24 protein-coding genes are annotated in these 20793 nt (G+C 31.2%); 8 read left to right on the top strand and 16 right to left on the bottom strand.

Annotated elements, in window-relative coordinates; genetic code table 11:
- Positions 1–31 precede the first annotated feature (31 nt).
- The 4 genes from H2O64_RS05425 (at position 32) to H2O64_RS05410 (ending at position 2833) form a co-directional block, all read left to right on the top strand.
- Complete coding sequence (locus H2O64_RS05425) at positions 32–931, top strand: alpha/beta fold hydrolase (RefSeq protein WP_187561141.1); 900 nt, start codon at positions 32–34, stop codon at positions 929–931.
- 35 nt (positions 932–966) lie between these two features.
- Complete coding sequence (locus H2O64_RS05420; protein ID WP_187561140.1) at positions 967–1524, top strand: GyrI-like domain-containing protein; 558 nt, start codon at positions 967–969, stop codon at positions 1522–1524.
- 29 nt (positions 1525–1553) lie between these two features.
- Positions 1554–2228, top strand: coding sequence for a DUF4332 domain-containing protein (locus H2O64_RS05415; RefSeq protein ID WP_187561139.1), 675 nt, complete (start codon positions 1554–1556; stop codon positions 2226–2228).
- An 80-nt stretch (positions 2229–2308) separates the two neighbouring features.
- Positions 2309–2833, top strand: a complete 525-nt coding sequence (locus tag H2O64_RS05410; RefSeq protein WP_187561138.1) for a hypothetical protein — start codon at positions 2309–2311, stop codon at positions 2831–2833.
- Positions 2834–2861: 28 nt separating this feature from the next.
- Here the strand turns inward: H2O64_RS05410 and H2O64_RS05405 are convergent, their stop codons facing one another.
- From H2O64_RS05405 to H2O64_RS05355, 11 genes are all read right to left on the bottom strand, one after another.
- Positions 2862–3230, bottom strand: coding sequence for a GerW family sporulation protein (locus H2O64_RS05405; protein WP_187561137.1), 369 nt, complete (start codon positions 3228–3230; stop codon positions 2862–2864).
- Between the two features lie 12 nt (positions 3231–3242).
- Complete coding sequence (locus H2O64_RS05400; RefSeq protein WP_187561136.1) at positions 3243–3629, bottom strand: hypothetical protein; 387 nt, start codon at positions 3627–3629, stop codon at positions 3243–3245.
- Between the two features lie 578 nt (positions 3630–4207).
- The gene (locus H2O64_RS05395; RefSeq protein ID WP_187561135.1) at positions 4208–4363 is read right to left on the bottom strand and encodes a hypothetical protein; all 156 of its coding nucleotides are present in this window, start codon (positions 4361–4363) and stop codon (positions 4208–4210) included.
- 91 nt (positions 4364–4454) lie between these two features.
- Positions 4455–5630: a radical SAM/SPASM domain-containing protein gene (locus H2O64_RS05390; protein ID WP_187561134.1), complete on the bottom strand. Its 1176-nt coding sequence runs from the start codon at positions 5628–5630 to the stop codon at positions 4455–4457.
- Between the two features lie 98 nt (positions 5631–5728).
- The gene (locus tag H2O64_RS05385) at positions 5729–5968 is read right to left on the bottom strand and encodes an acyl carrier protein (protein ID WP_187561133.1); all 240 of its coding nucleotides are present in this window, start codon (positions 5966–5968) and stop codon (positions 5729–5731) included.
- A 176-nt stretch (positions 5969–6144) separates the two neighbouring features.
- The gene (locus H2O64_RS05380; RefSeq protein WP_187561132.1) at positions 6145–6477 is read right to left on the bottom strand and encodes a hypothetical protein; all 333 of its coding nucleotides are present in this window, start codon (positions 6475–6477) and stop codon (positions 6145–6147) included.
- A gap of 442 nt (positions 6478–6919) precedes the next feature.
- The gene (locus H2O64_RS05375; protein ID WP_187561131.1) at positions 6920–7705 is read right to left on the bottom strand and encodes a glycosyltransferase; all 786 of its coding nucleotides are present in this window, start codon (positions 7703–7705) and stop codon (positions 6920–6922) included.
- Positions 7702–9174, bottom strand: a complete 1473-nt coding sequence (locus H2O64_RS05370) for a glycosyltransferase family 4 protein (RefSeq protein WP_187561130.1) — start codon at positions 9172–9174, stop codon at positions 7702–7704. The genes H2O64_RS05375 and H2O64_RS05370 overlap by 4 nt, the downstream gene beginning before the upstream one ends.
- Before the next feature lie 5 nt (positions 9175–9179).
- Positions 9180–10802, bottom strand: coding sequence for a hypothetical protein (locus tag H2O64_RS05365; protein WP_187561129.1), 1623 nt, complete (start codon positions 10800–10802; stop codon positions 9180–9182).
- 102 nt (positions 10803–10904) lie between these two features.
- Positions 10905–11102 (bottom strand): hypothetical protein, encoded by a 198-nt coding sequence (locus H2O64_RS05360; RefSeq protein WP_187561128.1) that lies wholly within the window; start codon positions 11100–11102, stop codon positions 10905–10907.
- Positions 11103–11183: 81 nt separating this feature from the next.
- Positions 11184–13517 carry an outer membrane beta-barrel family protein gene (locus H2O64_RS05355; RefSeq protein ID WP_187561127.1) on the bottom strand — a complete coding sequence of 778 codons (2334 nt, stop codon included), beginning with the start codon at positions 13515–13517 and terminating at the stop codon, positions 11184–11186.
- 47 nt (positions 13518–13564) lie between these two features.
- Between H2O64_RS05355 and H2O64_RS05350 the strand changes: the two genes are divergently transcribed.
- The 3 genes from H2O64_RS05350 to H2O64_RS05340 are packed head-to-tail and all read left to right on the top strand — an operon-like array spanning position 13565 to position 16653.
- The gene (locus H2O64_RS05350) at positions 13565–14860 is read left to right on the top strand and encodes an HAD-IIIA family hydrolase (protein WP_187561126.1); all 1296 of its coding nucleotides are present in this window, start codon (positions 13565–13567) and stop codon (positions 14858–14860) included.
- Entirely contained in the window at positions 14857–15831 is a 975-nt protein-coding gene (locus tag H2O64_RS05345) for a GHMP family kinase ATP-binding protein (protein ID WP_187561125.1), read from the top strand. The genes H2O64_RS05350 and H2O64_RS05345 overlap by 4 nt, the downstream gene beginning before the upstream one ends.
- 12 nt (positions 15832–15843) lie before the next feature.
- Positions 15844–16653: an FkbM family methyltransferase gene (locus H2O64_RS05340; protein WP_187561124.1), complete on the top strand. Its 810-nt coding sequence runs from the start codon at positions 15844–15846 to the stop codon at positions 16651–16653.
- Here H2O64_RS05340 and H2O64_RS05335 read toward each other — a convergent pair.
- From H2O64_RS05335 to H2O64_RS05320, 4 genes are all read right to left on the bottom strand, one after another.
- On the bottom strand, positions 16640–17182 hold the full coding sequence (locus tag H2O64_RS05335) for a D-sedoheptulose-7-phosphate isomerase (protein WP_187561123.1): 543 nt from the start codon (positions 17180–17182) through the stop codon (positions 16640–16642). The genes H2O64_RS05340 and H2O64_RS05335 overlap by 14 nt on opposite strands.
- Before the next feature lie 96 nt (positions 17183–17278).
- Positions 17279–17455, bottom strand: a complete 177-nt coding sequence (locus H2O64_RS05330; protein WP_187561122.1) for a hypothetical protein — start codon at positions 17453–17455, stop codon at positions 17279–17281.
- Positions 17456–17628: 173 nt separating this feature from the next.
- Positions 17629–17817 carry a hypothetical protein gene (locus tag H2O64_RS05325; RefSeq protein ID WP_187561121.1) on the bottom strand — a complete coding sequence of 63 codons (189 nt, stop codon included), beginning with the start codon at positions 17815–17817 and terminating at the stop codon, positions 17629–17631.
- A 336-nt stretch (positions 17818–18153) separates the two neighbouring features.
- A complete protein-coding gene (locus H2O64_RS05320) occupies positions 18154–18297 on the bottom strand; it encodes a hypothetical protein (RefSeq protein ID WP_187561120.1) in 144 nt (47 codons plus the stop codon).
- 230 nt (positions 18298–18527) lie between these two features.
- Between H2O64_RS05320 and H2O64_RS05315 the strand changes: the two genes are divergently transcribed.
- Positions 18528–19586 carry a polysaccharide pyruvyl transferase family protein gene (locus H2O64_RS05315; protein WP_187561119.1) on the top strand — a complete coding sequence of 353 codons (1059 nt, stop codon included), beginning with the start codon at positions 18528–18530 and terminating at the stop codon, positions 19584–19586.
- Between the two features lie 122 nt (positions 19587–19708).
- Here the strand turns inward: H2O64_RS05315 and H2O64_RS05310 are convergent, their stop codons facing one another.
- On the bottom strand, positions 19709–20764 hold the full coding sequence (locus tag H2O64_RS05310) for a glycosyltransferase family protein (protein ID WP_187561118.1): 1056 nt from the start codon (positions 20762–20764) through the stop codon (positions 19709–19711).
- Positions 20765–20793 lie beyond the last annotated feature (29 nt).

Raw genomic sequence — 20793 nt, 5'->3', positions numbered from 1 at the left:
CATAAAGTTTATTCTTAACAAAGCGCTAAAAATGAATGCATCTTATCACCCTTTTAAGTCGAAAAAAGCAAAAGAAGAATATCTTACTTTTTACGATGAACGTGCTAAATTGTGGCCTGTTCCATCAAAAAATAAATATATTGAAACTTCTTATGGTCAAACCTTTGTCAGGATAAGTGGTTCAGAAGATAAACCACCTTTAATTCTTTTGCCTGGAGATACTGAAAATTCACTGTCTTGGATGCCTCAGATAAAGGCGTTTTCAGAATATTATAAAACATACGCATTAGACCACATTTATGATAATGGTCGTAGTATATATTCACGCCCTTTAAAAGAACCACGAGATTTTGTGAACTGGTTAAATGAATTATTTGACTCACTAAATCTGAAAAATGATATTAATCTGTTAGGGTTTTCATACGGCGGATGGCAAACAAGTATTTATGCGCTTGCACATCCCGAAAGACTTCATAAAATTATACTTATCGCTCCATCTGCAACCGTAATGCAACCAAGAATAGGGTACTTGATTCCTGCAATAATAGTTCATTTTTTTCCAATTTATTTTATTACAAAAAAACTAGTGTATTGGGAAAGAAAATGTTTAATAAAACAAGGAGAAGTAAGCAAAGCTATTGCGGATCAAATGATTGAGGAGATAGTGTTGGCTGGGAAATGTTTTAAAAAAAGAAAATATGTCAATCCGACTGTTTTAACGGATAATGATCTGCAAAAACTGAAAATTCCTGTATTGTACCTTATTGGGGAGAAAGAAGTGTTGTATTCTCCGAATAAAGTCGTGCGCCGTCTTAATGATGTAGCACCTCAAATAAAAACAATAATTATTCCTGATGCCAGCCATGATATAACGCATTCGCAAGCAGCGATCGTAAATAAAAAGATTCTCGATTTTTTACAAGAGAAATAAGGTTTATAACACAACAATGTATAAAAATTTAAAAGATGAAAACTATAAAAATTATTTTAATCGTATTAGCAATCTTAGTAATTGCTCTGGTTGCGTTTTATGCCTATTATGGCGGATTTAAGAAGATTGATGTTTCAGTTGCTAAAGCTGGTGGAGACGTCATAATTTATGAAGAAATACAAGGAGATTACAAACAAAGTGGTGTCATTATGGATAAGATTTATTATGCGCTGTTGAATGAAGATAATATTGAAACTTTTAAAGGTTTTGGTATATATTATGATAATCCTCAGAAAGTTGAAAAGAGCAAATTACGCTCTGAAGCAGGCTGTATACTTGAAGAAAAGGATATTGATAAACTTCCAATGCTGGAAAATAAATATACCATTAGAACATTTCCTGAAAAGGAATACATGATAACAGAATTTCCATATAAAGGGAAAATATCCATATTTTTCAGCATTATGAAAGTGTATCCTGCGCTAAATAAATATGCAAAACTAAATGGATACCAAGAAGACACTCCTGTTATGGAAATATATGATATTCCAAATAACAAAATTTTATATCGAAAAGAGTTGATTAAGGAGTAATACCAAAATGAAACTAAAGAATAGACAAAATGGGATATTATATTGATTTAAAAAGCATAAGTATTGATGCCTACAAAGACATTCTAAAAACTAAAACATTTATTCCAAGTTGGAAAATTTTAGAAAATGATATTGATAAAAATCTGAACATTCTAAAAGCACATCAAATTAATAACCTTGATGAATTACTCATAACACTAAAGGACAAAAGTAAAATTCAAGAATTTTCAAAACAAAGTGGTTTGCCAGAGAATTACTTAGCAGTTCTGAAAAGAGTTGTAAAAGGATATCGACCAAAACCCAATAGAATAAAGGATTTTACATGTATTAGTGAAGATATTGTTCTTAAACTTGAAAAAACAGGAATCAAAAACACATTAAAATTATATGATGAAATTCTAACTGATGAAATAAGGAGTCAACTTTCAAGAAAAGCAGGGATTAGTGATAACGAGATAATGAAACTTACCAAACTCACAGACCTTTCTAGAATAAGATGGGTAAATCACACATTCGCGTATGTACTATTAGAATCTGGATATGACACAGCAGAAAAAGTTGCAAAGGCAGATTATCAAGAGTTATATGAAACCATAAAACAATTGAATAACGAACGAAAAATTTACAATGCTCATATAGGAGTAAATGATATGAAAATGATTATTGAATCTGCTCAAAGTTTGGGTTTTGAAATCGAATATTGAAGTAGCGACAAATCCTGAATAGAAACATACGTTAATCGTTACAAACCATTTAATCACGTGAGGTGTAAAAAGAAAAGATTATGAAAACAAAAATAATACGAAATGTCTTTGTGATTTTATTAGGATTCCTAGCAATAGGAGCAATTGGTGGAGGTTTGGTATTGATAACTTCTCCAACAGGGGAGTTAATTGGAATACCTTTATCTGAATTTAAAAATATGCCTTTTGATAATTTTCTGATACCTGGAATTATTTTATTTTCAGTACTTGGAGTTATTCCGCTATTGCTGATAATTGCTTTGCTTAAAAAACCTGAATCTAAAATAGCCGAGCAAATCAATATTTTTAAAGATATGCACTGGTCATGGACATATAGCATTTATATTGCTTTTATACTCATTGGCTGGATACATATTCAATTGATATTTCTTCAAGGAGGCGTGTATTGGTTACATACATTTTATATGTTTTATGCAATTTTAATTATCATCATTGCCTTACTCCCGCAGATGAGATATTTATATAAAAATGAAAAACGCTATGAAGAAGGATTGAGAATGAAAACCCTAAAGGACGAGACAGTTCATTCAAATAAAAGCCCATAAACAGAAGCTTATGGGCTTTCTCTTTTTTCTATGCTTTTTCTGTTTCCCTATTTCTAGCAATCGCAATCTTTTCAATAAGGTCAGGTACTTTTTCAAATACGGCAGCTAATCCACTCGTTTTTCCAGCAGCTAAAAAAGATATATTCTCTCCTCTACTAACTAAGAAACCAATAGGCTCAATGCCCACTCCAGCTCCAGCTCCCATACCTTCACCTTTAACTCCTTTTGGTTGCGTGCCTTCACCTCCTCCAGAGCCAAATCCCATACCTACTTTTATAACAGGTACACACTTAAATTCTCCTAACTCAAATTGCTGACCGACAATAGTTTCTGTTTTTGCTTCAGCCTTAATAAAGTCCATTATTTTTCCTAATAGTTCTTCAAAATGTAAATCCATAATTTTAGTTTTTTAACGATTAATAATTGCTTTGATAATTCGAAATGGTCTATTCTGCATGCAAATGAACATTTCGTTTCTTCCGTCATAATTGATTTTAAAACCACCAACTGTATAATTCAAAAGGGCAAAAACTGGATATAATTTTGAATTACAAATACAGTCACCAGTATCTATGTTCAGAAGAAACTTTTTAACTTTGAATGATTTTAATACTCGTAAAATTGTTGATAATCTAAAGCTAGTTTTCTTCTTCTTTAGTTTCTCTTTTTCTGTTGATTCCTTCTTTTTAGAATTTTTATTTTTTCTCAAAGGATAGAAATGAAAACTAAAAAAAAGGATCTTCAATTTTATTTTTAGTACTTCAACTTGGTCTGCCTCTACACTTACTTTTGCCAATCCCTTAAAGTGTATATAATATTGACTTGTAATCGTATTAATACATAGAGTAATAGGAACCCATATCAAATAAATTAACACTAGAAGAAATACTATGATGAGTATACTAAAGATCATATTTCTTTTAATATAAAGGAAGTAAAAATCAGTCTATTACACCATGATGTAGATCATGTTACTGCATTTTTTTTTACCCCGATACAGCTGAAAATATTTTGATCGTTTCTGATAATTTTTTACGTAAAGTTTAGCTGATTTATCTGATCGGTATCATTGATTCAGATTGCTGTAATTAGTAGCTTTGGTTTTGCAATAGTATTCGTTCATAATGCTATAATTATGAAAGAACTAACTGCTATGGTGATGAAAGATTACCAATAGCTCTTTCTGATAATAGAAGAAGTTAAGCTTAGAAAAAAGGTTGTTTTTTATAAATTTATAAAGACAATAAGTTAGATACCAGAAATACGTTTCTTTCGCTCGTAGGTTCTTAAAAAACAAAAATGCTACACTATACATCATGTGTATAGTGTAGCATTTTTATTTTTCTAAATTGTACTGAATTCTTAACCTAAAGGTTATCTAGGTGCTGGTGCAGGTTTAACAGGTTCTTCTTCAGTAGGGCATGTACATCCACTGTTAGCCAATCCACCAAGAAGTGTTTCCGTTTGGTAAAACTTTAAAACCTTAGTTTTCTTTAGGTTTAAAGTTTTTTTAATCTTTTTATTTTTCATAATTATAGAATTTATTAACTCAAATATAGCTAATTTTTCTGTAACTATCTAGTCGTCAATTTTTTTTATGTAAGATCATACATACTCAGATTTACATTCCATTAGAGAATAATATTTCACATTTTGAACAAATAGGCATCAATTCGTTGTTATGTGTTTCTCTGAATTTATTGAACGTTTCTCCATGCCATACTTCTTTCATAGAATTTGCATGAAGATTCCCCATTTTAAATTCCGTAAATTTCTTGCAAGAAACTACACTTCCTGATGGCATAACATCCATACGGTTTGAAATCCCTAAACATGTAGATTTGCATGAAGGTGCTTTGGATTTACCTTCAAGATATCCTTTGATTTCATGCAATTCTAAATTTGGTTGAAAACGAATTCTTATATTCCAAGTTTTGTCTAAGATTCTATTAATTTGAGCAAGCAAATCATTCAACTTACTCATATCTATATGAAAATCAAATGATTCCCATGTTTTTCTTTTTATGCGCGATTTTTCAAGCCATGAATAGTTTTCATCATAGTAATCGGTCATCGCTTGTGCTTCATCTTCTGGAATATACCACGGGAAGTTAAAGTATAAGGTATCAATTCCTTTTTCTTCAAAGTATTCACAGCATTCGTATAAATGCGGAATTACATCTTCACTAAATACTGCAGCAATAGAGATATGCCCTTTGTAAATGCCTTGTTTTTGCAAATCGATCAAATAATCAACATTGTCCATGATCTTTTTAAAAGTCCCTTTTCCTCTTAGTTTATCATGCTGTGGCTCTAGTCCTTCTACACTGACTAAAGTGGTCAATCTCTCAGATATTTTTAGTAGTGAATCTATTTTTCGTTTGATAGAGAGCCCATTCGTGCAAACTACGGTATCTCTAGGATCGTTTGCTAATAATTCTACCAACTCATTCCAATACGTATAAATCATTGGTTCGCCGCCCCAAATGTAGAAATGTGATTTTGTATGACGTGTTTCTTCAAATAGTCTTTTTACAATGTCAATATCTAAATCTCCTTGAACTTTTACTTCGTTTTTGTCTAATTGTCTATGAAAACCTTCATCATTCCATTGAAAGCAATGTGTGCAACGCAAATCACATCTATTGGTTAGCTTTAACCCAATTTCACGTGGAACTTCTGTCGCAAACGTAGGATCTTTTAATCGTTCCGTATAGCATTTTCGAGTGAAATCAATTTTTTCTTTAAATCGCTGTAATGATTCTACTGTATATGGTTTGGTGCTTTTTGGTTGCATGATATTTAGTGCTTATCTAATAAGTTCGTATATGGAGTTAGAAAACCTAGCGCTTCCCTTTTAATGGCAATAGTTTACTTCTTTGTTTATGATCATTTTTACGATTGCCTGCGCTCAATGTATTCTTTTATTGATGTGTATGTAAAGAATGTTTTTACATCAATCTCTTCAAAATCAATTTCAACTCCAAAAACACTTTCAATTTCTAAGACAAGGTATATTGTATTGAGTGATGTTAATCCTAAATGGGAAATAAAGTCGGTATCTTCCTGAATATCTTCTGGAGTAATCGTTTTTTCTAAAATTTCGGTAAGTATGATTGCAAATTCTTCTTTCATCTGTTTGTATATAATTTTCAGCAATGTGTAATTGCACTTGGTATTTATAGCATAGTAAGCATAATTATTTGTCAAGTTTTTATATTGAGATTTTTACTTAACTTTTTGTAAAAACCCTACTTTAAAAACTAAAAGAAAGCATGTTATACGCAACAATGCTTTCAATTTAATGTATGCTATCTTTTAATTGCTTCAATGGTCTTATCGCCGTCTCGATCAAATTTATGATATTCTTCTACGTAAAGACTGTCATAAAATAAGCAATATGCCAATTCTCCATTTTTGTGAAAGAATGTAATAATTTGATCCGTGAGATGTTGTTCATCTCCTAACATATAATTTATTTTATATTTTACATAAAATATATTATTACCTGTTTTGAAGTATTCACGCTCAATTTCATCGTTACTTTGATAAATTGCATCTTCATTAGGAATACGCATTTTGAAGACTTTTTCAAATTGCTCTTTCAGTTTTGGTTCGCAAGAATCTATTGGTACGGTTTTCATTTTATTTTGTCTATGGATTATAGTATAGTGTTCTAATTAACCTGAGTTCAATATAATATCTATAAAATAAAAACTTGAATACTTCTTGAAAGTTCAGGAATAAGTATTTTGATTTTCAATTGATTATTTTCATTTTCTTTGCTCGCACAAAGAAAAGAAACAAAAGAAAATGCGCTTTTCCAGAGGTATTTTTAGTTTTTCTCTTATTGAAAAACTAAAACCGCATGAATTTTTCTAAATTTTCTCCAAGGCTTCAAAAATTCTTAACGAAAAATTCCTGCTATACTGCGGAAAAGAAGAAAATGGCTTTTAAATTTTATATCGAACTCACGTTAATTAGTTTTTTTGAGTATATCAATAGTAAATATACCTTTTTTTTTGTGTAATTTTCTTGTTGAAGAAAAGAAATCTAGCTTGATTTGTTATCCATTATGGTTTCAAATCACAATGCTTCAATATCTTCTTCGTACGTTCCTAAAAAGTCGCCAATTAAATAATTAGCCAATGCTTTTTTAAAGTTTAAATCTTCATTGGTCGCTTTGTCTTCTTTTATTAGATATCGTTTGTTATCGGAATGACTTAGGTGAATACAATTCCCTTTTTTCACTCTTTTTATACCATGAAATTCTAATCTATATACCAAATCAATGTCTTCCCAGCCCCAACCGACTAAATCAGCATTCATACCAGCTATTTTTACAAAATTAGATTTTGATAGAATGACTAAGCCAGGACAACTACGTGCATTTTCAGAGAGAAACATTCGGTTTGTTTCCACTAAAACTTCCTTTCCTTTTTGGTCTTTAAAACCAATATAGTAGGCAAGTTCTTTTATTTCGCCTTGGATTCTTTTCTTGCTACTTCTGTTACTTTCTGTTGTTTTTAGTAGCGTTAAAAATGAATTCTCATCTTTTAAACCAGCTGTAATTTCATCGATTGAATCATTGATTACAATATCGCAATCTAATATAAATAGTGTTTCATTTTTAGCATGATATGCGCCAATGTTTAATGCTTTTGATTTGTTGAACACATCACTTTCGATATGTATTATTTTAATATTATTGAGTGCTGATGTAGTTACAATCTCAGTAAGCTCATCACTATTCCCGCCAAAATTGACAATAATGATTTCTATATGATCAAAATTGAATTTAGCATAATTCTGTTCTAAACTATCTGCCAAGTCAGGTCGGTTGCTCCAAGGGATGATGATACTTACATTCATGGTGTTTTGTGTTGAGAGAATACTAAAGCTCCGATTGAAATTAAGTTTAATAACATCGTATGATCTAATTCAAACGATAGCTTCTCTTTTAATTGGTTATAATTTGTGGTGGTTTCGCAAGCTTTTAGGATTTCTTCAGTTTGTGTATTGAACGGAATTTTTGCAGGCCACGTTGGATCTTCAAATATGATTTGCTGTTCTAAAATAGTGAATTTACTGAAAGTTCTCAAAAAAAGTGTGCTTGAAAATTCTATGTTTTCAATGGACGTATTGCAATATATCTGCGCTACTTTTTTATAGTAATTCCATGAAGGTTTTACTTTTGGTAAATACACATTTTCCGTATAGGTTAAGAAATCCAAATTCCCTGTCATACTAATTGTAGATAGTTTACTATTCGTGGAACTATTGACTATTTCAACTAAATTCTGAGCACAGCTTTTGAATGAATAGTGTGCTTCTGCTCTTTCTAAACAATTGTTAGTTACTTCTTGTTTTAAAGCTGAATTACCATGGAGTTTTTTTATAAAGTTTAATCCACTAAAATAATCTGACCGTATTCCCGATGCTGAACTCCACGTATCTAATAAGAAACCAGTTTTTTCATGTACAATTGAATCTTTTAGACCTCCATACGCAGTTCCAATCACCGGCGTACCACATTTCATAGCTTCAATAGGTGCATACCCAAAGTTTTCATCTAGCGAATTTGTGGGATGTATTAAAAAATCTAAAGCTCCATAACACAAGGTTAATTCATCATTGCTAAGATTTGATTGAAATTGAATGATGTTTTCGCTTAGTTGATAGGAAGCTATGAGCTCATTTATATACGTGTGATATTCGTTTTCTGTTTTTTGCCAATTTAGAATTGGATAATCTACCCAATAGTCTCCAATTACAATCAATTTTACAGCTGTTGTGATTTCATTTTTCACTTTGTTTAGCATGTGAATTGCATGATGCAGATTTTTTTGAGGCAAAATTCGAGCTACATATCCTAGTAATAGTGTATCCTCATTGATATTGAATACAGATTTACAATCATTTTTAGCATAGTTGAGTTCTATATCTTTACTGATTGGCAACTTTAGCAAATGAATGTTTGGAGGCGTTACAAATACTTCTTTTAAGATTGCTATATCACTTGTACAATTGACAATGAAAGCATCGTGAGCACTTACCTTTTCAGCATTATTAACCAAGAATTTATAGTTTAAAACAGCGCCGCCATGCAAGCAAAATATAACAGGCGTTTTGATTTTGTGTTTGTGTTCCCAAACAAGATTTCCGAAAAAGTTAAGAACGATATCAAAACTATCTAGTTTTTCAAAGAATTCTTTTTCACTATGAATTAAAATTATTTCGTACGTGTTTTCTAAACTTTCTATGTAAAAGCTTTTTGTTCTTTCTAAACTAATCCATCCTTTTAGACCAACACATAAGAAGCCTATTTTTTTTAAAGCCATCGTTTTTATACTTCTAATTCTTGCATTTTGTTGGATATTTTTTCTTCACTTAGGGCTATTAATTTTATGAAGTCTTCAATAATTTTATCGGTAGCAACTTCTTTAGTATATGCCATGTGCAAACGTCCGCAATTGTACCAATTTTTATCGATTAAGACTTCTAATTCTGGTACGTTTGCTTGAATGTATTGATGTATTTCTTCTAAGTCTGAAAATAAATCTTTGTATGCTACATCTTCTATGTGAAGTTCTACTCCAATTGAATCATCATGCGTGTACTGCACGATTTCAAAATGAACAGAACGTGGCCATTTGTTAGGATGGTATCTTCTAAAGTGTTCAAAACCACCTTTTAATTCTAGGGCACTTTCTTTTAAAATTTCGTTTTCTAACACTTCATTTAGTCTTGGTAAAACGTTGTAGTCTTTTACGGAGAATAAAAAGTATTCTTTGTAATGTTGTTCATCTACATCTTGGGAAGCAGATGCTGGATTCTCTTCTTGAATCGCATCTAAATCAACCGTATATAGTTTTAGTTTTTCATTGATATTAAAATCAGCATTTATATTGAGATTTTCATCTATATTTTTTGAAATTTCTAGTAATAGCAATGATGCTCTTCTGTAATGTCCTAAGGAAAGGAAACTTTCTAAAAAGCTAATAGCGTCTAATCCGAAGTGATATAAAAATCGGTTTGCTGTATTTACAGCTTTGATCATTAAATTGTAATGAACCATATCAATTTTGAAGCCATTCAGCATTCCAAAACAAGCATTTTCAATAGCATGTCCTAAGTAATACACATGATTTTCAAAATAGCTCAGAATCACCATTTTATCTCTTATGGAAGTTAGCAAAGCAAGATCTCCATCTTCATTGAGTATTTGCTCAAAGATCAGCTGTATCAATCCAACCATTTCTGTCTGACCATCTAAAAACCGTTGCGCATCTGGTTTGTATTTCTCTAATTGAGATACTTTAGCTGTTATCGCACATAAGCCTTCTGATAAATGAAATTTACGACAGACTTCAAATCCTCCGTAATCATGCGCATCAATTGCTCTGTGTATTAGTGCTTCTAAATCATGTGAAACTCCGTTTAGATAGAAAGTACTTTTTAAATCGTTTTGTTCGTAATTATTTGCAAATGCAAAAAGCAAATGTCCTAATTCTTCTCCTTTGTTTTTATTGATCCAAACACTGTTGAATGCTAAGTCTTTTAAGGAATGATTTTTAACTTTAACAGTATTAAAATCAACGCCTGCCATACTTGTGTATGCCAAAGATTGCCACGGATGAAAATCTCCTTCAGGATCGCATTGTTTTATGTAAGGTTCATTATTTTTGTAGAAGATAAAGTCTTCCATTTTTTCAACAATAGGTGCGCCTTCATACGTGAAATTTCCCCAACCACATATTAAATGTGATAAGTTGGGCAAACTATTTCTTTCGACTATTGTATTGACATTATTTTTTAATAAGATATTTACTTTTTTATCTACTTTTTCAAGCAAGTTAACATCTAATTTTTGTGGAGTTTCTTTTATGGTGGATTTTAATTTTTTTAGTGCTTCTTTTTCTAAATCAGAGAGCGCTATCGGAAACCATACTTTTTCCCTTTTTTTCATTGTAGAAATTCTTTAAATAAAAAAAAGCGAATGTTAAAAATACATTCGCTAATTAATTAAACTAATAGTTTTTAGTTTTTTCAAGCTTTAAGTACACTACTATTAACTTGGAGTATCAGCACTACCGGCAGCACTACTAGCAGCGCTACTGTTTGTTCTTACACCACCTTCTTCTTCTTCTCCACAACATCCTTGTGTGCAGCATCCTGCTAATAATCTTCCTCCAACTAAATTAGCTTCTTCTAATTTAGTTAGCATGGCTTGTTTTAAAGCGCTTAACTCTTTTTTCGAATGATTCATAATGATAATTTTATTTGTTTCTTATAAGAATAATTACTACCAAATATAGACTTTATAAGATAAGATAACAAGAAAATACTGTTAAAACTGGACGCCATTTACGTCCCTTCTTTCAATTGAATTTCGCTTTTTACGTCTAATATTTTTAGTCTTATTTGATTTGAAATTGTATGAAAATGTTACCCGCAACCTTCTTGATTCAGGCTCAAACAGCCCTAATCGATAGGCATTGTCTGTTCTTATTTCATATTCTGGATTGTAGGTATTGAATATATCGTACACCTGAATTGCGATACTTCCATTTCCGCTGAAGATTTTTCTGTTATATCCAAAATCAACTTTACCGTAAGGATTCCTCTTACCTTGTGGGAAAACGGCATTTCCTTTATGCCTGAAGTTAAGTTGGAAGTTATTCTTATTCCATTTAAACCTGTTGTAGCTTCTTAAATAATAAGATGTGAAATCTCTTTCGACTATTTGATCGTCTATGATGGTTCTTATCACAGCAGTGTTTACGTCCAAAGTATTTGTTGTGGTATACCAATTATTTATCTTCCACCTACTCGATACTTCCAAACCATACGCATTATCACTTTCAATATTTTCCAGCGTGAAGATATAGATATCCGAATTCGCATCTGATGGTCTTTGTATGTGAGAGATTCTATCATTCATGTTTGTATAGTAAACAGTCGTTGATAGGCTGAATCCCTTTTTTTGATAATAATGAGACAACTCCAGTACGTTGATGTAAGAAGGTTGTAATTCAGGATTCCGAACCGCAAATGATGTAGGAGAAAAATATTTTGGAATCGTTGTGAGTTGCCAATGCTGCGGTCTTACCAATCTTCGATTGTAACTCAATGAGATTGAATTTGCATCATTTATCGTATTAGAAACTAATACGTTTGGATAGACCTGTGTATAATCGTAGTCAAAATTATCTGTATTTAATGCCAATTCACGCTTTACATATTCCGTTCTCAATCCGGCTCTTAAGCTCCATTTATTAAAGGTTCCATTATAATTAAAATATCCAGCTAGTATATTTCTTGAGAAATTATAATCTAACGCAAAGTCAGGAAATGTTGGATTGTTTATACTTGTATTTTGTAAGAATTGATCAATATCTTGAAAACTCGATTGCACTCCGAGATCAAATGAATGTTTCGAAGAAATTTCTTTTTGATAATCTACATTGAACTGCGCAAAATTTCCACTTCCGTTATAGTCATACAAAAGTGTATTGTTTCCTAAATTATCTTCAGATATTCTTTCGGATTCACTATCACTAGGCGACCATGAAAAGTACGCTTCAATGTCTAAAAAGTGATTTTCTCCATCTAAAATTTTCTTGTATCCAACACTCAAATCATGATTGTTATACTTATAATCTGTTTCATGAAAATTCCTGTCTATATCATTTACAACAAAGCTTGAAATAGCTTCTGGTGAAGAAAAGTTACGTTTATAGTTTACAAAAAACTGGTTTTTATCGTCCAAGAAATAATCAACTCCAAAAGTAAATGCTCGGTCATCTGATCTGTTTATGTTTTCTGTTATTTGCAGGATATCATTTAGAAAATCTTCCGTTCTTCCTCCAAAGAAATTTTTACTTTTATTATAGGAGAGTGTACTGTTGAAACTAAATTTATCAATCGTATAATTAGCGGAAAGACTTGATCTATATTTTGCAAAAATTCCTTGAGTGTAACTAAAATTACCATTAATATTTAATCCTCTTTCTCTATTCTTTTTTAAAATTACATTTATAATGCTTGAACCGTCCGCATCCCACTTTGCTGATGGAGACGTAATCAATTCTATTTTTGAAATATTAACAGGCGACATTTGATCTAAGCTTATCTGCGCTGGTTTTCCATCTATATAGATCCGTACATCTGTACTTCCACGCATTAAAATAGTACCGTTTTCATCAATATCTACTGAAGGAATGTTTTCCATAATGTCTGTTATAGATGCACCTTCATTCATAATGTCACTATCCACTCGGATAATGATTTTCCCCATTTTTTTCTCTATCAACTTATCGCTTGTGCCTTCTATGACAACTGCATCTAGGGTTTCTATTTTTTCTTCTAATAGGATTTCATTCAGCATCAAATTAGACGATAATTTATGTATTGGAATGATTAAATCTGTATAGCCAGGACTTTGAAATTTAAGCACATAACTCCCTTTTTCTATTTCTTTTAGTGAAAATTTTCCTTCCTTATCTGAGGTAACTTTTTGAAATATTTTATCTTTAAGGATTAATGATATTGTAGTTAATTCAATAGGAGATTTTTTTTGTTGATCTAAAACAGTTCCCTGTATGGAAAAAGTTGTCTGTGCATAAGTATTTATTGAAAACAGTACAATAATTAAGAAATTAATCCCATATTTGAAAACCATAACTTCGTCTAATTTTGACACTAAAAGTATAAAAATAAATAATATAAATGGTACAAAAAGCTGTAATATTAGCTGGCGGAAAAGGTACAAGGCTTGGAAATATTTCTAAGAAAATTCCTAAGTCCTTACAACTCATAAATGGGATCCCAATATTACATCATCAAATTGCTTTACTATCTAAATATGGGATTACAGAAATTTATATTATTACAAATTATTTGTATGAGCAAATAGAAGATTCTCTACAAGAAATAAAGACGCAAAAACACTTAAAAATAGTTGTTCATAAAGAAAGTAAAGAGCTAGGAACTGTTGGCGGAATTAAAGAAATTGAACATTTATTGACAGCAAATTTTTTTGTGCTTTATGGAGATATTATGTTAGATGTAGATTTACACCGAATCTCAAAATTTCATTCAAAAAATAAATCAGATGCTACTTTAGTCGTTCATCCTACAGATCATCCAAAAGACAGTGATTTATTAGGCGTGAATACATCCGATAAAATTATTGAGTTTTACCCTAAACATTTAAGAAATCTGGATGCTGTACATCCAAATATTTCAAATGCTGGTTTATATCTTTTTACACCTAAATTATTTCCTTTTTTAATTGAAGGAATAAAAGCTGATTTTGGAAAAGATATCTTTCCGAATATCATTGATAAACTGAACATGTACGCATACAATACGCCCGAATATTTGAAAGATATGGGCACGCCAGATCGTATTGAAAAAGTTCGAAAAGATTTTGCAAACGGAATTGTTCAAGCTAAGAATTTAGAACAGAAACAAAAAGCTATCTTTATTGATAGAGATGGTGTGATTAACAAATTGGCGGGTTATATTAGTAAACCAGAACAATTAGTTGTTTTTGAAAATGCCATTCAAGCAATTAAGAAAATCAACGCATCCGATTATCTCGCTATTGTAATTACGAATCAGCCAGTAGTTGCGAGAGGATTATGTTCTCTAGAAGAATTACAAAAAATTCACCATACATTAGAATTTGTCTTAGGCGATTCAGGAGTAAAACTAGATGCTATATTCTTTTGTCCGCATCATCCTGATAAAGGATTTAAAGGTGAAAATGTAGCCTATAAACAAGATTGCAATTGCAGAAAACCCAAAACGGGAATGGTTGATAAAGCCGTTGCACAATTCAATATTGATGTACAAAAATCATATTTCATTGGAGATACGTGGAGAGATATTGAATGCGGTACAAACGCACACGTAAAAACCATTTTGGTAGGTACATCAGATGAAGAAATTACAGTTACTCCTACCTCAAAAGCTCATAATTTACTGGAAGCAGTTCAACAAATACTAACCAACTCATGATTATTACACGAACACCTTTTAGAATTAGCTTTGTTGGAGGCGGCACAGATATTCCTGAATTTTACCAGCAACACAAAGGTGCCGTTTTGAGTACGTCCATAAATAAGTATATGTACATTAGTTCACATCCTTTTTTTGACAAGACTCAAATAAGACTTAAGTATTCTCAGACAGAAACTATTACAAGTATTAATGACATAAAGCATGAACTCTTAAAAAGAATATTTACGGAAATGAATGTGAGTAATGGCATCGAACTTTCGTCTATTGCGGATATTGTTTCTGGAACCGGAATGGGATCTTCTTCCTCATTTACAGTAGGTGTTTTACACAATTTAGCTGCACAAAATGGAGCGCTCATAGATAAAAATGAAATTGCTAAAAAAGCATACGAAATAGAAAGATCATTATATACTTCTATTGGAAAACAAGATCAATATGCGGCAAGTTATGGAGGTTTGAATATGTTTGAGTTTTTGAAAAATGGCGAAGTGATTCAAACTCCAATACTATTAAATGCTGATTTTAAAACAGCACTCAACAAAAAACTCGTTTTATTCTATATTGGAAGTAGAAAATCTACCAAAAGTATTTTAAAATCGTATGAATATGAAAAGAAGAAAGATGTCTTAATTCAACTGACTGATTTAGTCTACGATTTAAAAAATGCGTTGGAAAGAGAATCTATGGAAGACTTCGGTTCTATACTTCACGAAGGTTGGTTACTAAAAAAATCTATTTCCAATCAAATATCAAATGATGAGATTAATACGGTGTACGATGTTGCCTTAAAAAATGGTGCAACAGGCGGGAAACTTTTAGGTGCTGGTACAAGCGGTTTTATGCTTTTTTATTGCGAAGAAAAATACCAAGCGGCACTTATTGATCGTTTACAACCAACCTATCGAAAATTTGATTTCTCTTTTGAAGAAAACGGAACGAAAGTTATTTTTCAAGACACATTGATTTAAAAAATATGTATTGTGGAAAAAACCATTAAGAAAAGAAATGTAACATTTAAAGTTTTAGACAATCACAGAGTTGCTGGGTATTGTCCAAATGGTTTTTTTACAGATTGTATTCAAAATAGAGATTGGGAAGAAGAAACATTTATCATTTTAGAAAAATATGCTGCCACCGATAAAATATATCTTGATGTTGGCGCCTGGATTGGTCCTACGGTATTATTTGCAGCTAAGCTTTATGAAAAAATAGTTTGTTTTGAAGCGGATCCGATCGCATTATTGACCTTAGAATATAATATCCTAATCAATGATTTTGAACATGTGATTCTTGAGAAAAAAGCATTGGCGGCTCATAATGGGAAAATTAAGTTTGGCGGCAATTGGGAAATGGGAAATAGTGAATCTACCATCTTAGTGAATGACACATCTTTTCTATCAGAACATGCAACTGAAGGACAAAGAGGAACCTATAAATCGCGTACCGAAAACATTGTAGAAGTAGCTGCTACTACTATTGAAACAACCATTACCAAACATACCATTGATGCGAATCGTATCGCTTTGATAAAAATGGATATTGAAGGTGGAGAATATATCGTAATTCCTGCTATGAAAGATTTTCTACAAACCTATACACCCAATTTCTATGTATCACTTCATTTTGGATATCTATTGGATTTTCAAATCAATGAGATCTTAGCTATTTTGTTTGAAATTTATAACAGATGCTATACAATTATTGATGAAAAAGAAATAGAAATAACTCAACTTGAAGTTACTGAAAAGAAGATTGAACTGTTGGTTTTTGAGAAAACTATCGAGGATTAGTAAGCAAGTTATTTGCAATATCTCTTTTGATTGCATGAAAACAAGAAAGATGTAAATCTTCTGTTATTTCCATATCATGAATTGGAATATGTATGTTTTTGCTTGCTTTAATTTTCAAATCGCCTCCATCAAAGCCACAAAAACCTATCGTCTCTACTCCTACTAAATTCGCATACTCAATAGCGTTTATAATGTTTTTGGAATTTCCACTTCCTGATATTGCAATAACTAAATCTTGTGCTAGTAAGATGTTTTTTAATTGTTCTCTGAAAATTTCTTCATAGTGAATGTCGTTTGCAATGGCTGATACAACCGTTGTATTATCATTTAAACAAACGATACGCAATCCTTTTATCGTTTTTAAATAATCGCCAGCTACATGAGAAGCTGTAGCGCCACTTCCGCCATTTCCGAAAATGTAGATAGTTCCTTTTCGGTTGTAACAGTTTAAAATACGATCGCTAACTGACAGTAAACTAGCAGTGTTAATTTTTGATATTGTATTCGTTAAATCACTAAAATATTGCATTATAATCCACTGTAAATTATGTAATCGTTTACTTTAAAGCTACTAAATTTTACTATCATAAAAAAAGCAAACCGAAGTTTGCTTTTTCCATTTTATTTATTCCCAACACATAGATACATCTTGTTTTGTATAACAGTGCTGAATATCAGAAGCATTTACTGGCTCATTACAAGTTTCTCCATCAGAACAATTTATTCTACCTCCTAAAATTGAGTCAAAAATTGAAATTGAATTTTTGTTAAGTTTTAAAACTTTTAATTTCTTTTTTTTCATGATTTGAAATATTTAAATTAATAATCATACAAGTTAGAATAAAAGAATTAATGTTACTAGAATATTTTCTTAAAAAATATTGAAGCGCTTCTTGGTATAGAATACATAGAGACTAAAAATTACGAATGTTTACTTCATAAAAAAAGCAAACCGAAGTTTGCTTTTTATTTTTTTTATTCCCAACACCAAGATGCATCTTGTTGTGTATAACAGTCCATAATGTCAGAATTATTAGCTGGTTCAATTGGTTTATCATTACAAGTTCCTCCATCAGAACAATCTGCTCTACCTCCTAAAATTGAGTCGAAGACTGAAATTGCACTTTTGTTAAGTCTTAAAGTTTTAAGCTTCTTTTTTTTCATGATTTTAAATATTTAAATTAATAAGCATACAAGTTAGAATAAAAAGAATGAATGTTACTAGAATATTTTCTTAAAATATATTGAAGCGCTTCTTGGTATAGAATACATAGAGACTAAAAATTACGAACGTTTACTATCATAAAAAGAGGCTGTCTAAAAAGTCAAAGTTTCGTCAAACCGAACTTGATTCGGTTTCTCATAATCATTGAAAATCAGTATGATGAGATTCTGAATCAAGTTCAGAATGACGCTTTTTAAAGCTTTTCAGACAGCCTCTTTTATTTATTTATTACCCAACACCAAGATGCATCTTGGTGTGTATAACAGTCTATAATGTTATGAATTTCTGATTGGTTTATTTAGTCCATTATCAGGACAAGTTTCTCCATCAGAACAATTTTCTCTACCTCCTAAAATTGAGTCGAAGATTGAAACTGCACTTTTGTTAAGTTTTAAAATTTTTAATTTCTTTTTTTTCATGATTTTAAATATTTATATGAATAAGCAGACAAGTTAGAATAAAAAGAATGAATATTACTAAAATATTTTCTTAAAATATATATCATTATAAAAATAAAACGTTCCTAAACTAAATAGTCAGAAAACTAGAAACAATAAAAAAATTCCAAAACCGAAAACAATTGACCATCTTTGTTCAAAGCACCTATTTTGAACATACAACAAACGAATAATTAGATTACACATTAATTATGATTAGAATATTAACATTTTTTGACTGCTACAATTACGGAGCTTATTTACAAGCCTATGCATTACATAAGTTTTTAATAGCGAATGGATTAGAAAATGAATTCTTAAATTACAGAAGTAAGAAAAGCATCAAAAATGAATTTAATGAAGAGCTAAAGCTAGGTGCTCAAAATTTCATATTACGTCTTAGAATCTTGGGTAAGGTTTTAAATTTTAAACGTCACCAACGAAAACTAAAAAGGACAAAACCGATATGCGTGTCGACGGATCTTAAAAATATTAAGTCTGATAAAGTTATCATTGGTAGTGATCAAATTTGGTGTTATACACAAGAATGGGGAGGTTTGGATACTACCTATTTCTCTGATAATATAAATGCAGAAACCATCATTGCGTATGCCGCAAGTTTAGGACCCGATAATTTCGACAAACAGCATCCAAGGTCAATTTTAAGATTAATGAAGAATTTTAAACATGTCGGTGCTAGAGATCACAACACCTTAAACTTCGCTAAATTAGCGCGTCCGGATGCTAAAAAAGGACCTCATTTAGTTTTAGACCCAACCTTAATATATAATTTCAATAAAGAGATTAAGGAACCATCTATCAAAAACTACATTATATTTTATTCTGATAAGCTTGAACCTTCGCAAGATGTCATAGCGAGTATAAAAAAGATTGCAAAAGAAAAAAATCTCACCATAATTTCTTTAGGAAAACCGTATGATTGGTGCGATAAAAACATCATCACATTATCTCCTTTTCAGTGGATGGGCTATATGAAAAATGCCAATATGGTAGTTACATGTATGTTTCATGGTTTACTTTTCTCTGTAAAGTTTCAAAGAGATTTTATGATGTTCCTAAATAGCCACCGAAAAAACAAATGCTTAGATTTCTTGAAGAGAATTAACCTTGAAAATAGAGTTATTGAAAAAAGTGAAGATGTAGCCGATTTATTCAACACGAATATAGACTACAAACCAATTAATTCTATTTTGAAAACGGAAATTGAGTATTCTCAAAAATTCTTACTAAACTCGCTCGCTGATAAATAAAAACAACTTTTGTCACTTCGAGCGCAGTCGAGAAGCTAAAGAACACGACTGTTTTTTATTGAATCTCGACTGCGCTCGATTTGACATTTGTCTTAAAATACTGAAAATTATTTTTTTTACTTTTATCTTTCGAGATCAGCTATTATTTTTGAAGTCAAATCTGGCAGGTCAATTTTTATCCTTTCAATATTCTCATGAAATTCCACAAGCATTTTATTTGAAAAATTTTCTTGCTGCCATGCCTTGAAGGAAGTGCCAATTTTCAGCCGTTCAATTAAGAGTTGATTTCCTTCTTCATTTTCTCCCATGGGATCAAGATATAGCAATGGAGTTCCTGTAATAATAGAATCTACGATCGTCATTCCTCCCGGTTTGGAAATAATTGCTTTGCTATCGACAATTAAATCTAACACAGCATGATACTCATCATTAATAGCATATACGATAGTATCCTTTGAACTAATTTCACCGAGTCTTGGGAAATAAGACACATCTGAATTATTAATAGGATTCCAATCGGGATCATTTATATAAAAAGTAGTTTTTCCTTTTTGAAGAACATCGTTAGAAAAATCTTTTACTAAGATCTTCTTGATGATATTTTCAGGCAATTGCTGCGTTGTTTCCAAAAAATCTCCAAGTCCCCATCCGCCTCCGTGAATCACAACCGATGCTGTCCTTTCGCTGTAAGGAATATAATGTAGCGTTGGTATTGATAGTTTATAATTTATTTTTCCTTCGGGAAGATCCAAAAAAGAATATGTTTCCTGTATAACAATCTCATCATTAGTTCTCCATGTTACGGCATCACCAGCATCTAGTCTGCATAATTTCACACTGAGTTGTGGATTATACTTGGAATATAAAGACAGTAAGTCTAACCAAAGTCCAGAAAAACACAAAAATTCAGAAATCTTTTCCTCTTTCCATCTTTTAAACAATGTTTCAACCTTAGCCGTGTCAAACATGTCTGAGGAATCAATAGAAAGTTTAGTAGCTAATTTGGCAAGTTTATAGTTTTTGCTATAAGCAGTTTTTGACGCTTCATACGTCTTTCTTTTTGCGTCGGTGAAGAAATGTTCAATAAGCAAAACTTCGCTGTCAAATCCGGCTGCATTCAAACTATTCGCAACAATCCGAGCTGGAAAATAGACTCCAAACCCGAAAAGAGATGTCAAAACCTTTGGTGTAGCTAATTTTTTAAACA

It is taken from the genome of Kordia aestuariivivens, from assembly GCF_014397005.1.
Taxonomy (GTDB): Bacteria; Bacteroidota; Bacteroidia; order Flavobacteriales; family Flavobacteriaceae; genus Kordia; species Kordia aestuariivivens.
The sequence above is the reverse complement of the archived record's forward strand: the minus strand, read 5'-3'. Positions and strand labels throughout refer to the sequence as shown.

Coding starts and splice junctions, on each gene's coding strand:
- H2O64_RS05425 (WP_187561141.1), top strand. CDS start 32: ATGAATGCATCTTATCACCCTTTTAAGTCGAAAAAAGCAAAAGAAGAA.
- H2O64_RS05420 (WP_187561140.1), top strand. CDS start 967: ATGAAAACTATAAAAATTATTTTAATCGTATTAGCAATCTTAGTAATT.
- H2O64_RS05415 (WP_187561139.1), top strand. CDS start 1,554: ATGGGATATTATATTGATTTAAAAAGCATAAGTATTGATGCCTACAAA.
- H2O64_RS05410 (WP_187561138.1), top strand. CDS start 2,309: ATGAAAACAAAAATAATACGAAATGTCTTTGTGATTTTATTAGGATTC.
- H2O64_RS05405 (WP_187561137.1), bottom strand. CDS start 3,230: ATGGATTTACATTTTGAAGAACTATTAGGAAAAATAATGGACTTTATT.
- H2O64_RS05395 (WP_187561135.1), bottom strand. CDS start 4,363: ATGAAAAATAAAAAGATTAAAAAAACTTTAAACCTAAAGAAAACTAAG.
- H2O64_RS05390 (WP_187561134.1), bottom strand. CDS start 5,630: ATGCAACCAAAAAGCACCAAACCATATACAGTAGAATCATTACAGCGA.
- H2O64_RS05385 (WP_187561133.1), bottom strand. CDS start 5,968: ATGAAAGAAGAATTTGCAATCATACTTACCGAAATTTTAGAAAAAACG.
- H2O64_RS05380 (WP_187561132.1), bottom strand. CDS start 6,477: ATGAAAACCGTACCAATAGATTCTTGCGAACCAAAACTGAAAGAGCAA.
- H2O64_RS05375 (WP_187561131.1), bottom strand. CDS start 7,705: ATGAATGTAAGTATCATCATCCCTTGGAGCAACCGACCTGACTTGGCA.
- H2O64_RS05370 (WP_187561130.1), bottom strand. CDS start 9,174: ATGGCTTTAAAAAAAATAGGCTTCTTATGTGTTGGTCTAAAAGGATGG.
- H2O64_RS05365 (WP_187561129.1), bottom strand. CDS start 10,802: ATGAAAAAAAGGGAAAAAGTATGGTTTCCGATAGCGCTCTCTGATTTA.
- H2O64_RS05360 (WP_187561128.1), bottom strand. CDS start 11,102: ATGAATCATTCGAAAAAAGAGTTAAGCGCTTTAAAACAAGCCATGCTA.
- H2O64_RS05355 (WP_187561127.1), bottom strand. CDS start 13,517: ATGGTTTTCAAATATGGGATTAATTTCTTAATTATTGTACTGTTTTCA.
- H2O64_RS05350 (WP_187561126.1), top strand. CDS start 13,565: ATGGTACAAAAAGCTGTAATATTAGCTGGCGGAAAAGGTACAAGGCTT.
- H2O64_RS05345 (WP_187561125.1), top strand. CDS start 14,857: ATGATTATTACACGAACACCTTTTAGAATTAGCTTTGTTGGAGGCGGC.
- H2O64_RS05335 (WP_187561123.1), bottom strand. CDS start 17,182: ATGCAATATTTTAGTGATTTAACGAATACAATATCAAAAATTAACACT.
- H2O64_RS05330 (WP_187561122.1), bottom strand. CDS start 17,455: ATGAAAAAAAAGAAATTAAAAGTTTTAAAACTTAACAAAAATTCAATT.
- H2O64_RS05325 (WP_187561121.1), bottom strand. CDS start 17,817: ATGAAAAAAAAGAAGCTTAAAACTTTAAGACTTAACAAAAGTGCAATT.
- H2O64_RS05320 (WP_187561120.1), bottom strand. CDS start 18,297: ATGAAAAAAAAGAAATTAAAAATTTTAAAACTTAACAAAAGTGCAGTT.
- H2O64_RS05315 (WP_187561119.1), top strand. CDS start 18,528: ATGATTAGAATATTAACATTTTTTGACTGCTACAATTACGGAGCTTAT.